Origin of the sequence: Rhizobium sp. BE258 (assembly GCF_031457345.1) — a bacterium.
Classification (GTDB): domain Bacteria; phylum Pseudomonadota; class Alphaproteobacteria; order Rhizobiales; family Rhizobiaceae; genus Rhizobium.
In genome coordinates, this window is the sequence record NZ_JAVDWL010000005.1 from 218,678 (window position 1) to 231,184 (window position 12,507).

15 protein-coding genes are annotated in these 12,507 nt (G+C 62.4%); 9 read left to right on the plus strand and 6 right to left on the minus strand.

Going from position 1 to position 12,507, the window contains the following annotated elements; all coding sequences use genetic code 11:
* The first annotated feature begins 86 nt into the window (after nt 1-86).
* The 4 genes from ccmB to J2X43_RS19385 are packed head-to-tail and all read left to right on the plus strand — an operon-like array spanning nt 87 to nt 2,339.
* Nucleotides 87-746, plus strand: coding sequence for a heme exporter protein CcmB (ccmB, locus tag J2X43_RS19370; RefSeq protein WP_310296365.1), 660 nt, complete (start codon nt 87-89; stop codon nt 744-746).
* Nucleotides 747-804: 58 nt separating this feature from the next.
* On the plus strand, nt 805-1,566 hold the full coding sequence (locus J2X43_RS19375) for a heme ABC transporter permease (RefSeq protein WP_112517784.1): 762 nt from the start codon (nt 805-807) through the stop codon (nt 1,564-1,566).
* Nucleotides 1,567-1,569: 3 nt separating this feature from the next.
* Nucleotides 1,570-1,737 carry a heme exporter protein CcmD gene (gene ccmD, locus J2X43_RS19380; protein WP_310296368.1) on the plus strand — a complete coding sequence of 56 codons (168 nt, stop codon included), beginning with the start codon at nt 1,570-1,572 and terminating at the stop codon, nt 1,735-1,737.
* A complete protein-coding gene (locus J2X43_RS19385) occupies nt 1,734-2,339 on the plus strand; it encodes a DsbE family thiol:disulfide interchange protein (RefSeq protein ID WP_310296370.1) in 606 nt (201 codons plus the stop codon). Before ccmD ends, J2X43_RS19385 begins: the two co-directional genes overlap by 4 nt.
* On the opposite strand, the gene J2X43_RS19390 is transcribed toward J2X43_RS19385, so the two are convergent.
* From J2X43_RS19390 to J2X43_RS19415, 6 genes are all read right to left on the minus strand, one after another.
* The gene (locus J2X43_RS19390) at nt 2,336-2,923 is read right to left on the minus strand and encodes a DUF2585 domain-containing protein (RefSeq protein WP_310296372.1); all 588 of its coding nucleotides are present in this window, start codon (nt 2,921-2,923) and stop codon (nt 2,336-2,338) included. The genes J2X43_RS19385 and J2X43_RS19390 overlap by 4 nt on opposite strands.
* Nucleotides 2,920-3,564, minus strand: a complete 645-nt coding sequence (locus tag J2X43_RS19395; protein ID WP_310296374.1) for a septation protein A — start codon at nt 3,562-3,564, stop codon at nt 2,920-2,922. Before J2X43_RS19395 ends, J2X43_RS19390 begins: the two co-directional genes overlap by 4 nt.
* Before the next feature lie 65 nt (nt 3,565-3,629).
* Nucleotides 3,630-5,237 (minus strand): signal recognition particle-docking protein FtsY, encoded by a 1,608-nt coding sequence (gene ftsY, locus J2X43_RS19400; RefSeq protein WP_310296376.1) that lies wholly within the window; start codon nt 5,235-5,237, stop codon nt 3,630-3,632.
* A 15-nt stretch (nt 5,238-5,252) separates the two neighbouring features.
* Nucleotides 5,253-6,527, minus strand: coding sequence for a tRNA (N(6)-L-threonylcarbamoyladenosine(37)-C(2))-methylthiotransferase MtaB (gene mtaB / locus J2X43_RS19405; protein WP_310296378.1), 1,275 nt, complete (start codon nt 6,525-6,527; stop codon nt 5,253-5,255).
* Nucleotides 6,524-7,429, minus strand: coding sequence for a diaminopimelate epimerase (dapF, locus tag J2X43_RS19410; RefSeq protein ID WP_310296381.1), 906 nt, complete (start codon nt 7,427-7,429; stop codon nt 6,524-6,526). Before dapF ends, mtaB begins: the two co-directional genes overlap by 4 nt.
* 73 nt (nt 7,430-7,502) lie before the next feature.
* The gene (locus tag J2X43_RS19415; RefSeq protein ID WP_405049622.1) at nt 7,503-8,510 is read right to left on the minus strand and encodes an MBL fold metallo-hydrolase; all 1,008 of its coding nucleotides are present in this window, start codon (nt 8,508-8,510) and stop codon (nt 7,503-7,505) included.
* Between the two features lie 293 nt (nt 8,511-8,803).
* Here J2X43_RS19415 and ffh point away from each other — a divergent pair, with 293 nt between their 5' ends.
* The 5 genes from ffh to trmD all read left to right on the plus strand — a co-directional run bounded on the left by ffh (nt 8,804) and on the right by trmD (nt 12,497).
* Nucleotides 8,804-10,375, plus strand: coding sequence for a signal recognition particle protein (ffh, locus tag J2X43_RS19420; protein WP_112517792.1), 1,572 nt, complete (start codon nt 8,804-8,806; stop codon nt 10,373-10,375).
* Nucleotides 10,376-10,391: 16 nt separating this feature from the next.
* The gene (locus J2X43_RS19425; RefSeq protein ID WP_112385841.1) at nt 10,392-10,700 is read left to right on the plus strand and encodes a chorismate mutase; all 309 of its coding nucleotides are present in this window, start codon (nt 10,392-10,394) and stop codon (nt 10,698-10,700) included.
* Between the two features lie 48 nt (nt 10,701-10,748).
* Nucleotides 10,749-11,117 (plus strand): 30S ribosomal protein S16, encoded by a 369-nt coding sequence (rpsP, locus tag J2X43_RS19430; protein WP_112385842.1) that lies wholly within the window; start codon nt 10,749-10,751, stop codon nt 11,115-11,117.
* 126 nt (nt 11,118-11,243) lie between these two features.
* A complete protein-coding gene (gene rimM, locus J2X43_RS19435; RefSeq protein ID WP_112386059.1) occupies nt 11,244-11,813 on the plus strand; it encodes a ribosome maturation factor RimM in 570 nt (189 codons plus the stop codon).
* 3 nt (nt 11,814-11,816) lie between these two features.
* Nucleotides 11,817-12,497: a tRNA (guanosine(37)-N1)-methyltransferase TrmD gene (trmD, locus tag J2X43_RS19440; protein ID WP_310296385.1), complete on the plus strand. Its 681-nt coding sequence runs from the start codon at nt 11,817-11,819 to the stop codon at nt 12,495-12,497.
* The last annotated feature ends 10 nt before the right edge of the window (nt 12,498-12,507 follow it).

A 12,507-nucleotide genomic window follows, 5' to 3' on the forward strand; every position in this document is an offset into this window, starting at 1 on the left:
GGGGAGATGTCCGGTAGGACAGAGGGGGGTGTCCAGCGCGAAAAGGCCAACGAAACGATTGCCTCGCCAGTCAGAGAGCCCGTTCAATGACCGCCCTCTTCCTCCGCGACCTGAAACTCTCGATCCGCGCCGGCGGCGGTGCGCTCATCGGCGTCTTGTTCTTCCTGACCGTCGTCGCCGTCATCCCCTTCGGCGTCGGCCCCGATCTCAACCTGCTTTCGCGCATCGGCCCAGCCATTGTCTGGATCGGCGCACTGCTATCGGCCCTTCTCGGCCTCGACCGCTTGTTCCAGGCCGAGCGCGACGACGGATCGCTGGATCTTCTGCTGATGCAGGAAACGCCGCTGGTGCTGACCGTCCTCGTCAAATGCCTCGCTCACTGGACCGCCACCAGTCTGCCGCTGCTTATCGCCTCGCCGCTGCTCGGCCTCTTCATGAACATGAACGAAACGGCGATCGGCGCCACGATGCTAACGCTGCTGGTCGGCTCGCCCGCCATCACCTTCATCGGTGCCGTCGGCGCAGCCGTCGCGGTTGCCCTGCCGCGCGGCGGGCTGCTGGTCTCGATCCTCGTGTTGCCGCTCGCCATTCCAGTGCTGATCTTCGGCGTCAGCGCCAGCTATGCGGCCGTCGAGGATCCGGCACCCTTCCTGCCGCCCTTCCTTATTCTCATCGCATTGACGCTGTTCTTTGCGGTCATCGGCCCGGCAGCGGCAGCGCTGGCACTCAGAAACACGTCGGATTGATCATGGCGTTGACCGGCATCAATTGCGGGAAGTACCCGTTCAAGGTAAAGAACCGCTCATGAGCGAAACAAGCCTTGCCATCAGCAAATTCAGCGACCTCGCGAACCCCACGCGGTTCCTGGCGCTGGCACAACGCATCATTCCCTGGATGGCTGGCATCACGGCTCTCTGTCTGGCCGTGGGGCTGTATCTCAGCTTCGCGACCGAGGGCGACTACCAGCAGGGCGAAACCGTCCGCATCATGTATATCCATGTGCCCTCGGCCTGGCTGGCGATGATGTGCTACACCGTCATGAGCATCTCGGCGATCGGCACGCTTGTCTGGCGCCACCCGCTGGCCGACGTCGCAGCCAAATCCGCGGCACCGCTCGGCGCCGCCTTCACCCTGCTCGCGCTCGTCACCGGCTCGCTCTGGGGAAAGCCGATGTGGGGAACATGGTGGGTCTGGGATGCCCGCCTGACCTCGGTCTTCGTGCTCTTCCTCATGTATCTCGGCCTGATCGCGTTGAACCGCGCCATCGACGATCCCTCGAAGGCTGCACGTGTCGTCGCCGTGCTGATCCTGGTCGGCTTCGTCAACATCCCGATCATCAAATTCTCGGTTGAATGGTGGAACACGCTGCATCAGCCGGCAAGCGTCATGCGCCTCGACGGCCCCGCGATCGATCCGGAATTCCTGCGCCCGCTCTTCGTCATGGCCATTGGATTCACGCTGCTGTTCTTCACGCTGCACATCATGGCGATGCGCAACGAGATCTGGCGCCGCCGTGTCGCCGCCCAGCGCCGCCTTGCGGCCCGTCTGGCAAGCCGCGAGGACTGATCGATGTCTCACGCTTTCTACGTCTATAGCGCCTACGGCTTTGCTGCCGTGATCACCATAGCCGTCACCCTCTGGATCTGGGCCGATGGCCGCGCCCGTCAGAAGGAACTCGCCGCTCTGGAAGCATCCGGCATCCGCCGCCGCTCGGCACGGCCGAAGGGTGGCGAATGAGCGCCCCCGAAACCCAGCCGGCAGCCCGCCGCGGCCTCAGCCGCTATGTCGTGGCATTGATTCCGCTCGTGGTCTTCGGCGGCATCGCCGCCACCGCCGGAAAAATGCTCTACGACCAGGATTTCCACGGCAAGGACATTTCCGAAATCCCCTCGGCGCTGCTCGGCACCAAGGCACCATCGCTGAACCTCGCCCCGCTTGAAGGCTCGAACCTTCCGGGACTCACCGATGCGGCGGTGAAGGGCAAGCTGACGCTCGTCAACGTCTTCGCCTCCTGGTGCATCCCCTGCCGCCAGGAGCATCCGATCCTGAAGCAGCTGGCCGCCGACGGCAGGCTGAACATTGTCGCCATCAACTACAAGGACAAGAGTGCGAACGCGCTCCAGTTTCTGGGCGAACTCGGCAACCCCTTCAACGCCATCGGCGTCGATCCGAACGGCAAGGCAGCGATCGACTGGGGTGTCTATGGCGTCCCGGAAAGCTATCTCGTCGGCCCCGACGGCACGATCCTCTATAAGCGCGTCGGCCCCTTCGATGAGATCAGCATGAAGGAAGGACTGTTTCCGGCGATGGAGAAGGTGCTGGGAAAACCGGCGTCCTAAACCGCACTCTGCCAGGCCTTCACGGCCTCGACCGGCCAGACCAGCATCAAGACATTGAGCGTCAGGTTGTCCCGGATCATGTAGCCGGTAAAAATCTCGAAGAAGATGGCGATCGCCACCGTCAGGGCAACCGGCGCACGCGCGGCGAAGAAGAAACCGACGACCATGAAGACCGCGTCCATCGCCGAATTCAGAATGCTGTCGCCGTAGTAATCGAGCGAGATCGTCGCGGCCCGATAGCGGTCGATGATGATCGGCGAATTCTCGAGCAGTTCCCAGCTGGATTCGATCACCAGCGCCAGCAGCAGTTTCGCGCCGATGGGCTTGTTGCGCAGCACGAGATGCGCCAGCCCGTAGAACAGGAAGCCGTGGATGATATGCGACGGCGTGTACCAGTCGGACAGATGCTGGGAATTGCCACTAGAATTGACGGTGCCTTCCCAGAGCTTGACGTAGCCGCAGGTGCAGATCGGCGTGCGGCCCATGAAATATTCGGCCACAATCTGCGCCAGAAGCACGCCAATGCAAGCGATGAACCAGAAGTTTTGATGTTTCGTCCGCTCAGCCGTGCCGTCGAAGCTCACTTGTCGGTTTCTCCGGCAGGCTGCACCGTATGTTTCAGGATCAGCGGCATCTGCGCCATGGTGAAGATGATCGTGATCGGCATCGTGCCCCAGACCTTGAAGGCGATCCAGAAGTCATCGGAGAAATTCCGCCATACGACTTCATTGAGCACGGCCAGAAACAGGAAGAAGATGCCCCACCGCAGCGTCAGCTTGCGCCATCCCTCAGCATCGAGCTGAAAGGCGGCGTTGAAGACATAGCCGAGCAGCGACTTGCCGAAGGCAAGGCCGCCCAAGAGCGCCACACCAAACAGCGCGTTGACGATCGTCGGCTTCATCTTGATGAAGGTTTCGTTCTGCAGATAGATCGACAGCGAGCCGAAGATCAGGACGACGATGCCCGAGACGAAAGGCATGATCGGCAGATGGCCGAGGATGATCTTCGAGGCAACCAGGGAAATGACGGTCGCCGCCATGAAAAGGCCGGTGGCGACGAACAGCGGGCCGCCAAGCTCGCTCAGAGCAGGAAACCGGTCGACCAGCCACTGGCCGCGAAGATTGGCGAAGAAGAAGATCAGCAGCGGGCCGAGCTCGAGCGCCAGCTTCAGCATCGGGTGATGCCGGTCGGCGGAAGAGGGCGTGATATCGCTTTCGGTGGTCATGCGTGCGTCGAACCTATTCGTTTGTCAGGCGCGGCATGCGCGCCCTTCTCGTCATATCTGTGGCATCATTGCCCGAGACCGGCAATGGCATGGGCAAAATCCTCGGCCTCGAATGGCTCCAGATCGTCCACACCCTCACCGACGCCGATGAAATAAACAGGCAGCTTGTGCTTGGCGGAGATCGCCACGAGGATACCGCCGCGCGCCGTGCCGTCGAGCTTGGTCATGATCAGGCCGTTGACGCCGGCGACATTGCGGAAGATTTCCACCTGGTTGAGGGCGTTCTGGCCTGTTGTCGCGTCCAGCGTCTGCAAAACGGTGTGCGGCGCATCGGGATCGAGCTTGCCGAGCACGCGCACGATCTTCTCAAGCTCGGCCATCAGCTCGGCCTTGTTCTGCAAGCGTCCGGCGGTATCGATGATCAGCACGTCGCATTTCTTCGCCTTGGCCTGCTCGAAAGCATCATAGGCAAGACCGGCGGCATCGGCGCCAAGCTTGGTGCCGATGAATTCCGACTTGGTGCGATCGGCCCAGATCTTCAGCTGCTCGATAGCAGCGGCACGGAACGTATCGCCGGCGGCAACCATCACCTTCAGCCCGGCGCCTGAGAGCTTGGCCGCCAGCTTGCCGATCGTCGTCGTCTTGCCGGTGCCATTAACGCCGACGACGAGAATGACATGCGGCTTGTGGCTGAGATCGAGCTGCAGCGGCTTGGCGACCGGCTTCAGCACCTTGGCGATCTCGCTCGCCATAATGCGGCTGACGTCTTCGCCTGTTACATCCTTGCCGTAGCGCTCGGACGCCAGCGTATCGGTGACGCGCATCGCCGTCTCGACGCCAAGGTCGGCCTGGATCAGCAGGTCTTCGAGGTCCTGCAGCGTTTCGTCATCGAGCTTGCGCTTGGTGAAGAGCGCGGCGATCTGGCCGGTGAGCTGTGAGGAGGTACGGGCAAGACCGGCGCGCAGGCGCTGGAACCAGGTGAGCTTGGGTTGCGGGACGAGTGGTTCGGGTTCGGAGGCGGCAGTGCCGGTGGCAAAACCCTTGGGCAGGATGAGCGGCTCGGCTGGTGGTGCCTCGGCCGCCGTGGGTGACGGTTCTTCGAGGTCGGCGGGTGGGGTACCCCCCTCTGCCCTGCCGGGCATCTCGCCCTCAGGGGGGGAGATCGGCTGGGGGCGCTCGCTCGCTTCTGGAGCTATTTCATCCTGAGCAGAGACCGCTGCAGTTTCCGGCTCGATATCAATAGGCTCTTCGGGCGCTATGCTGGCACCAGCAACCGCCTCAAGTTCCACCTGATCTCCCTGCTTGAGGGGGAGATGTCCCTGAGGGACAGAGGGGGGTGTTTTCGCAGGGGGCGCGATCTGGTCTTCAGCCGGAGCCGCGATCTCAGCCTCAGCTTCCGCCTGCAACAGCGACAGCGGCACGACACCGATATCACCCAGCTGCTCGGCATCCTGCAAGATCGCCGGCTCTTCCTCCGCTGGCGCGACCGGCTCGGCCTCCGCAACATCGGCAACCGGCCCACCGGCCGTATCCACCTCTTCCGCCAGCACCGGGTCGGCCGTAACCGGCAGCTCGTCCTTCACCGGCTCGATCGCGGGCACAGCCTCCTGCGGCTTTGCCTCCTCAAGCGGCTTGCCGAAGGTGAAGACCTTTTTGATGAAACTGAGCGCCATTTGAATTCCGTAAACTCAGGCGGCTTCCGCCGCCGTCAATTGCATGTCGAGGTGCTTGCCGTTGTGGCCGGTGATCTCGGCCTGCAGCAGAGAACGCGGGCGAAGGCCGGGAGCGGCGGCAAGCGTGAAATTTTCCGTATGCGCCAGACCGTTGTTTTCCACCAGCAGCCACTGCCGCGTTCCAACCATTCTGTCCAGATGGGAGCGATGCAGCGTCTGTCCAGTGGCGCGCAGCCGCGCAGCGCGGTCCTTGATCAGCGAACGATCAAGCTGCGGCATGCGGGCAGCGGGCGTTCCGGGGCGCGGGCTGTATGGGAAAACGTGCAGATGCGCGATATCAGCCTCCTCCGCGAGGCTGGCGGCATTGGCGAACATCTCCTCGGTTTCCGTCGGGAAACCAGCGATCATATCTGCGCCAAAAGCCATGTCCGGCCGCAGGCGCCGCACCTGAGCGACAAAGTCGAGCGCATCGGCGCGGCTGTGCCGCCGCTTCATGCGCTTCAGGATCATGTCGTCACCATGCTGCAGCGACAGATGCAGATGCGGCATAAAGCGCGGTTCATCAGCGATAAGGTCGAAGAGGTGATTGTCAGCCTCGATGCTGTCGATCGACGACAGCCTGAGACGGCGGATTTCGGGGATCTGCTTCAACAGCGTCTTGGCCAGCATTCCAAGCGTCGGCTGCCCTGGCAGATCGGCGCCATAGCTGGTCGCATCGACACCGGTCAGCACGATCTCGCTGTAGCCGCCCTCGACCAGATTGCGGGCCTGATCGACGACAGCTCCCATCGGCACCGAACGCGAGTTTCCGCGGCCATAGGGGATGATGCAGAAGGTACAGCGGTGATCGCAGCCATTCTGCACCTGGATGAAAGCGCGAACATGGCCGTCGATGTGCTTGACCATCTGCGGCGCCGTCGCCTTGACGCTCATGATGTCGTTGACGCGCAGCTTCTCTTCCGCCTTGACGCCGAAATCCGGCAGCGCGCGATAGGAGGCGCTCTTCAGCTTTTCTTCATTTCCGAGGACAGCATCGACCTCGGCCATCTCGGCAAAAGTCTGCTTCTCCGTCTGCGCCGCGCAGCCGGTCACGATGATGCGGGCATGCGGATTATCGCGCCGCGCACGGCGGATCGCCTGGCGGGCCTGGCGCACGGCCTCGCCGGTGACGGCGCAGGTATTGACGAGGATGGCATTGTTGAGCCCGGCCTTCTCGGCCTCCGCCCGCATCACTTCGGATTCGTAGGTATTGAGACGGCAGCCGAAGGTGATGACCTCGACACCGCTCACCGCGCCTCGGCTCCCTGCTCCGCATCGCGTGCCCAGCTGCCTGTCTTGGGATCGACCATGCCCGACCATTCCCATTCGGCCGGGCCGGTCATGATGACGTGGTCGTCGCGCTCGCGCCATTCGATGGAGAGCGATCCCGCGTTCGGGCTGCTCGCAACCTTGATGGTCACATCGCGGCCGGTGCGGCCGGTGCGGGCGGCGGAGACGGCAGTGGCGCAGGCCGCCGAACCGCAGGCAAGCGTCAGACCGGCGCCGCGTTCCCACGTCCGGGTGGTGATCGAAGACGGCGAGGTGACCTCAGCCAGTGTGATATTCGCCTTTTCAGGGAACATCGGGTGGTTTTCGAGCAGCGGCCCGAATCGGCCTAGATCGAAGGACATCACGTCCTTGTCGACCCAGAAGATCGCATGCGGATTGCCCATCGAGGCAACCGACGGCGAATGCAGCACCGGATTGTCGATCGGCCCGATCTGCAACTCTATACGGCTCGTATCGTAGAATTCTTCGGCAAGCGGGATCTTGTCCCATTCGAAAACGGGCTTGCCCATATCGACCGAAATCGTCCCATCAGCCTGCTCGACGGCATTGAGGATCCCGGCGACGGTCTGGAAGGTGAAGACCTTCTTGCCGGTCTCGGCAGCGAGTGCCTGCACGACACAGCGCGTGCCGTTGCCGCAGGCCTGGGCCTTCGAGCCGTCGGAATTCAGGATATCGATCCAAGCGTCCGTACCCTGAGCCTTCGGATCATGGATCGCCATGATCTGATCGAACTGCGTTGCCGGATCGGCGTTCAGCGCAATCGCCGCAGCGGGCGTCACGGCATCCGGACGTCCACGCATATCGACAACCAGGATCTTGTTTCCAAGCCCGTTCATCTTCGCGAATTCGACCGTTGTGCTCATTGCTGCTGCTTCCATTGCTTTCGGCCTGTATATGGCGGAAATGCGGGGGAATTACCAGTAGGCCGCCGATAGCTCAAGCCTTGGGAACGTCGAACACTTCCCCTGCCCTCAGCGGCCGGAAACGGCCAGGCGCCATGCCGCGCGCCGCAAGCGCGGTCTCCAGCGCCTCGACTGGCGCATCGATTGCCTCGTTCGTCAGCTGGAACGTCGCGAAGTGGTGCCCTGCCACATAGGCGGCATTGGCGAGCTCCATGCCCTCCACCGCCTCCTCCGGATTTTGATGCTGCCCCTTCATGAACCAGCGCGGCTCGTAAGCGCCGAACGGCAGGATCGCCAGCCGGAAGCCACCATGCTTTTCGCGGACAGCACGGTAGTTGATGCCATCGTGAAAGCCGGTATCGCCGACATGGTAGATTTTGCCTGCCGGCGTCGAGATGACGAAGGCTGCCCAGAGCGCCATGCGCCGGTCGCGCGTGCCGCGCGCCGACCAGTGATGGCAGGGCTCGGCATCGATGGTGACCCCATCCCAATAGGAAAGCCGGTCGCCCCAATCCATATCGGAGATCTTCGTCTCGGGGATCGCACGATGGATGATCGTATCATTGCCGAGCGGCGTCACGAAATGCGGGCCATGCTCCTCATGCAGCCGCCTCAGCGTCCTGACATCGAGATGATCATAGTGATTGTGCGAGACGAGCACGATATCGATCGGCGGCAGATCCTCGAAGCGAATGCCGGGTGGCGAAACGCGGCGCGGGCCGGCGAAGGAGAAGGGGCTGGCGCGATCCGACCAGACAGGATCCGTCAATATATTCAGCCCGGAAACCTGGATCAGCATCGTCGCGTGGCCAACCATGGTCACCCGCAAATCCTCGCCGCTGACGCGTTCTACGGGCTTGGCGGACGGAAACGGGCTCTGCACCGCCTTCGGCCAGCGAAAACGCCCGCCGCCGAACTGCCAGCGCATCAAATCGCGAAAACCGAGCGGCTCGATCCCATCAGGATTGAAAAAATGGACGCCATCGAAATGGTCGGAGACCGGCCCCTGGTAATAGGCATTGCGCATCTTGGCGTCGGGCATGGGCAGATGGACTCTCGTGGCGGGAGGATGCATTTGGGAAGGCGCAGGCGATTTGAGAAGGACCGGAAGCGCGAATTTGGCTGCTCTGGCTTGACTTTCCGGCCGCTTTCCTGTTTACCGCGCCTCAATTCTGCGACGAGCGACATGACTCCGAGCCGCCGACCGGGACTTGATCCCGGAGGTCCACACCCGACAGCGCGATGCGCCCTCGGGTGCTTTTTGGCTTTGCGTCTTGTTTTCGTCAAGGAAAAGCACGAGGTTTCCGGCATATCCGGAAACACAAGGAAGAGCCTATGTTTGAAAACCTCCAGGACCGTCTTGGATCCATTCTCAATGGACTGACAGGCCGTGGCGCGCTTTCGGAAGCCGATGTTTCCGCTGCGCTGCGCGAGGTTCGCCGTGCCCTTCTGGAAGCCGACGTTTCGCTCGAAGTCGTCCGTGGCTTCACCGACCGTGTTCGCGAAAAGGCTGTCGGCGCCGAAATTCTGAAGTCGATCAAGCCCGGCCAGATGGTCGTCAAGATTGTCCATGACGAGCTGATCGAGATGCTCGGCGGCGAGGGCGTGGGCGTCGATCTTCATGCCGTTGCCCCCGTCGTCATCATGATGGTCGGCCTGCAGGGCTCCGGCAAGACGACGACCTCGGCCAAGATCGCCAAGCGGCTCACCGACCGCGACAAGAAAAAGGTGCTGATGGCGTCGCTGGATACGCGCCGTCCCGCCGCCCAGGAACAGCTGCGCCAGCTCGGCGTCCAGACCGGCGTCGATACGCTGCCTGTGATCGCTGGCCAGTCGCCGACTGATATTGCCGCCCGCGCCGTTCAGGCCGCCAAGCTTGGTGGCCACGACGTCGTCATTCTCGACACCGCCGGCCGCACGCATATCGACGAGCCCTTGATGGTCGAAATGGCCGACATCAAGAAGAAGTCGAACCCACATGAAATCCTGCTGGTCGCGGATTCGCTGACCGGTCAGGATGCCGTCAACCTCGCCCGCAATTTCGACGAGCGCGTCGGTATTACCGGCCTTGTCCTGACCCGCATGGACGGCGATGGCCGCGGCGGTGCCGCCCTTTCGATGCGCGCTGTCACCGGCAAGCCGATCAAGCTCATCGGTGTCGGCGAGCGCATGGGCGAGCTGGAAGAGTTCCACCCGCGCCGTATCGCCGACCGCATCCTCGGCATGGGCGACATCATCTCGCTGGTCGAGCGCGCTGCCGAAAACATCGATGCCGAAAAGGCAGCCGCCATGGCTGCCAAGATGGCCAAGGGCAAGTTCGACCTGAACGACCTTGCCGACCAGCTGCGCCAGATGCAGAAGATGGGCGGCATGGGCGGCATCATGTCGATGATGCCCGGCATGTCGGGCATGAAGGACAAGATGGCGTCGGCCGGCCTCAACGACAGCCTGTTCGGCCGCCAGCTCGCCATCATCTCGTCGATGACCAAGGCCGAGCGCGCCAACCCCGATATGCTGAAGCATTCGCGCAAGAAGCGTATCGCCGCCGGCTCCGGCACCGATGCCTCCGACATCAACAAGCTTCTGAAGATGCACCGCCAGATGGCGGACATGATGAAGATGATGGGCGGCAAGGGCAAAGGCGGCCTGATGAAGCAGATGATGGGCGGCCTCGCCGGCAAGATGGGTCTTGGCGGCATGGGTGGCGGAATGGGCGGCATGCCCGACCTCTCGAACATCGACCCGAAGCAGCTGGAAGCGCTCCAGAAGCAGGCTGAAGCGGCGGGTCTTGGAAAGCCGGGCGGCGGCATGCCGGGCCTCGGCGGACTTCCGGGCCTGGGTGGCGCCAAGCTGCCGGGTCTCGGTGGTGGTTTCCCGGGGCTTCCCGGTTTGCCCAAGAAGAAGTGAAAGGGTCGCCTGAACGATGATTGATCCTGAAATCAAAGCCCAGCTTTCGAGCTACCGCCAGTCGATTGACAATATCGACGCGGCACTCGTCCACATTCTGGCCGAACGCTTCCGCTGCACCAAAGAGGTCGGCGTTCTCAAGGCCAAGTACCAGCTGCCGCCGGCCGATCCGGCGCGCGAAGAATACCAGATCGAACGCCTTCGCCGCCTGGCCAAGGATGCCAATCTGGATCCGGATTTCGCCGAGAAGTTCTTGAACTTCATCATCAAGGAAGTCATCCGGCATCATGAGCAGATCGCTGCGGACCACGCCGCAGCAAAATGAACCTGCCGCCCTACGAAGCGGTCAAGAAAAGCCTAAGGAGTAAATGACATGGCACTGAAAATTCGTCTCGCACGCGGTGGTTCCAAGAAGCGCCCGTACTACCACATCGTTCTCGCTGACGCCCGTTCGCCGCGCGACGGCCGCTTCCTGGAGAACCTCGGTTCCTGGAACCCGATGCTCGCCAAGGACAACGACGCGCGCATCAAGCTCGATAACGACCGCATCAAGCATTGGCTCGATCAGGGCGCACAGCCGACCGACCGCGTTCTGCGCTTCCTGAACGAAGCTGGTCTCGCCAAGCGCGACACCAAGAACAACCCGGAAAAGGCAAAGCCGGGCAAGAAGGCTCAGGAGCGCGCTGCTGAGAAGGCTCAGAAGATTGCTGACGCCGCCGAAGCTGCAGCTTCCGCAGAATAATCCGCAAGGATTTTGTTTCGAACGGGCGGCATGGCGACATGCCGCCCGTTTTCGTTTTCATTCCGGCGCACTTCGTTTATGAGAGGCTTGAACGCGGATCGATGCAGACTTCGGATGAAGGACACCATGACAAAGCTTGAGAACCCCGTGCTGATGGGCACCATAGGCGGCGCGCAGGGCATCCGCGGGGAAGTTCGTGTCAAGCCTTATACGGCCGACCCGACGGCACTCGGCGATTACGGCCACCTGCACAGCCTCGATGGCCGCGTCTTCGAGATTCTCGAGCTGCGCGAAATGAAGAACATGGTCGTCGTCCGCTTCCGCGGCATCAACGACCGCAACGCCGCCGAGGCGCTGAACGGCCTCGAGCTCTATATGGAACGCGACAATCTTCCGGACGACGAACTGGAAGAGGACGAGTTCTATTATGCCGATCTCGAGGGCCTTGAGGCGCTCGACGACAAGGGCGTCAGCTATGGCACGATCACGGGCGTTTTCGATTTCGGCGCCGGCGACCTGCTGGAACTGAAAGGCCCGGGCAAGCGTCCGGTGCTGATCCCCTTCTCCGAAGCTTCGGTGCTGGAGATCGACCTCGAAGGCGGCACGATCCGCATCGACCCGATGGCAGCCGGCCTGATCGACGATCCGGAAGACATCTCCAAGCTCGCCACCGGCAAGCCGAAGAAAAAGAAGTAAGCCATGGCCTTCCGGGCAAGCGTGCTCACCCTCTATCCGGAGATGTTTCCGGGCCATCTTGGCTTCTCGCTGTCAGGCAAGGCGATGGAGCGCGGGCAGTGGTCGCTCGATGCCGTGCAGATCCGCGATTTCACCGCCGACAAGCACCGCACCGTCGACGACACCCCCGCTGGCGGCGGCGCCGGAATGGTGCTGAAGCCGGATGTGCTCGCCCGCGCCATCGATCAGACCTCCGAAAACGACAATCGCCCGCGCCTGCTGATGAGCCCGCGCGGCAAGCCCCTAACGCAGCAGCGCGTGCGCGAACTCGCCGCTGGCGAAGGCGTGATCATCGTCTGCGGACGTTTCGAAGGTGTGGACCAGCGGGTGATCGAGGCGCGCCAGCTCGAGGAAGTCTCGATCGGCGACTATGTGCTCTCAGGCGGCGAACCGGCGGCGCTGACGCTTCTCGACGCCATCATCCGCATCTTGCCCGGCGTTATGGGCAACGATCTCTCGGGCCTGCATGAGAGCTTCGAAGGCGGCTTGCTGGAGCATCCGCATTATACCCGTCCGCAGGAATGGGAAGGCCGCGAGATCCCGGCAATCCTGACCTCGGGCAATCACGGCGCCATCGAGAAGTGGCGGCATGAACAGGCCGTCGCCCTGACCAGGAAGCGACGGCCCGACCTCTTGGAAGAATAAGCGCCCGGAA

What these genes read in the sequence shown, in the direction of transcription:
- ftsY (WP_310296376.1), bottom strand. Translation starts at nt 5,237, where the DNA reads ATGGCGCTCAGTTTCATCAAAAAGGTCTTCACCTTCGGCAAGCCGCTT.
- J2X43_RS19375 (WP_112517784.1), top strand. Translation starts at nt 805, where the DNA reads ATGAGCGAAACAAGCCTTGCCATCAGCAAATTCAGCGACCTCGCGAAC.
- ffh (WP_112517792.1), top strand. Translation starts at nt 8,804, where the DNA reads ATGTTTGAAAACCTCCAGGACCGTCTTGGATCCATTCTCAATGGACTG.
- trmD (WP_310296385.1), top strand. Translation starts at nt 11,817, where the DNA reads ATGGCCTTCCGGGCAAGCGTGCTCACCCTCTATCCGGAGATGTTTCCG.
- J2X43_RS19395 (WP_310296374.1), bottom strand. Translation starts at nt 3,564, where the DNA reads ATGACCACCGAAAGCGATATCACGCCCTCTTCCGCCGACCGGCATCAC.
- J2X43_RS19385 (WP_310296370.1), top strand. Translation starts at nt 1,734, where the DNA reads ATGAGCGCCCCCGAAACCCAGCCGGCAGCCCGCCGCGGCCTCAGCCGC.
- rimM (WP_112386059.1), top strand. Translation starts at nt 11,244, where the DNA reads ATGACAAAGCTTGAGAACCCCGTGCTGATGGGCACCATAGGCGGCGCG.
- ccmB (WP_310296365.1), top strand. Translation starts at nt 87, where the DNA reads ATGACCGCCCTCTTCCTCCGCGACCTGAAACTCTCGATCCGCGCCGGC.
- J2X43_RS19415 (WP_405049622.1), bottom strand. Translation starts at nt 8,510, where the DNA reads ATGCCCGACGCCAAGATGCGCAATGCCTATTACCAGGGGCCGGTCTCC.
- rpsP (WP_112385842.1), top strand. Translation starts at nt 10,749, where the DNA reads ATGGCACTGAAAATTCGTCTCGCACGCGGTGGTTCCAAGAAGCGCCCG.
- J2X43_RS19425 (WP_112385841.1), top strand. Translation starts at nt 10,392, where the DNA reads ATGATTGATCCTGAAATCAAAGCCCAGCTTTCGAGCTACCGCCAGTCG.
- ccmD (WP_310296368.1), top strand. Translation starts at nt 1,570, where the DNA reads ATGTCTCACGCTTTCTACGTCTATAGCGCCTACGGCTTTGCTGCCGTG.
- dapF (WP_310296381.1), bottom strand. Translation starts at nt 7,429, where the DNA reads ATGAGCACAACGGTCGAATTCGCGAAGATGAACGGGCTTGGAAACAAG.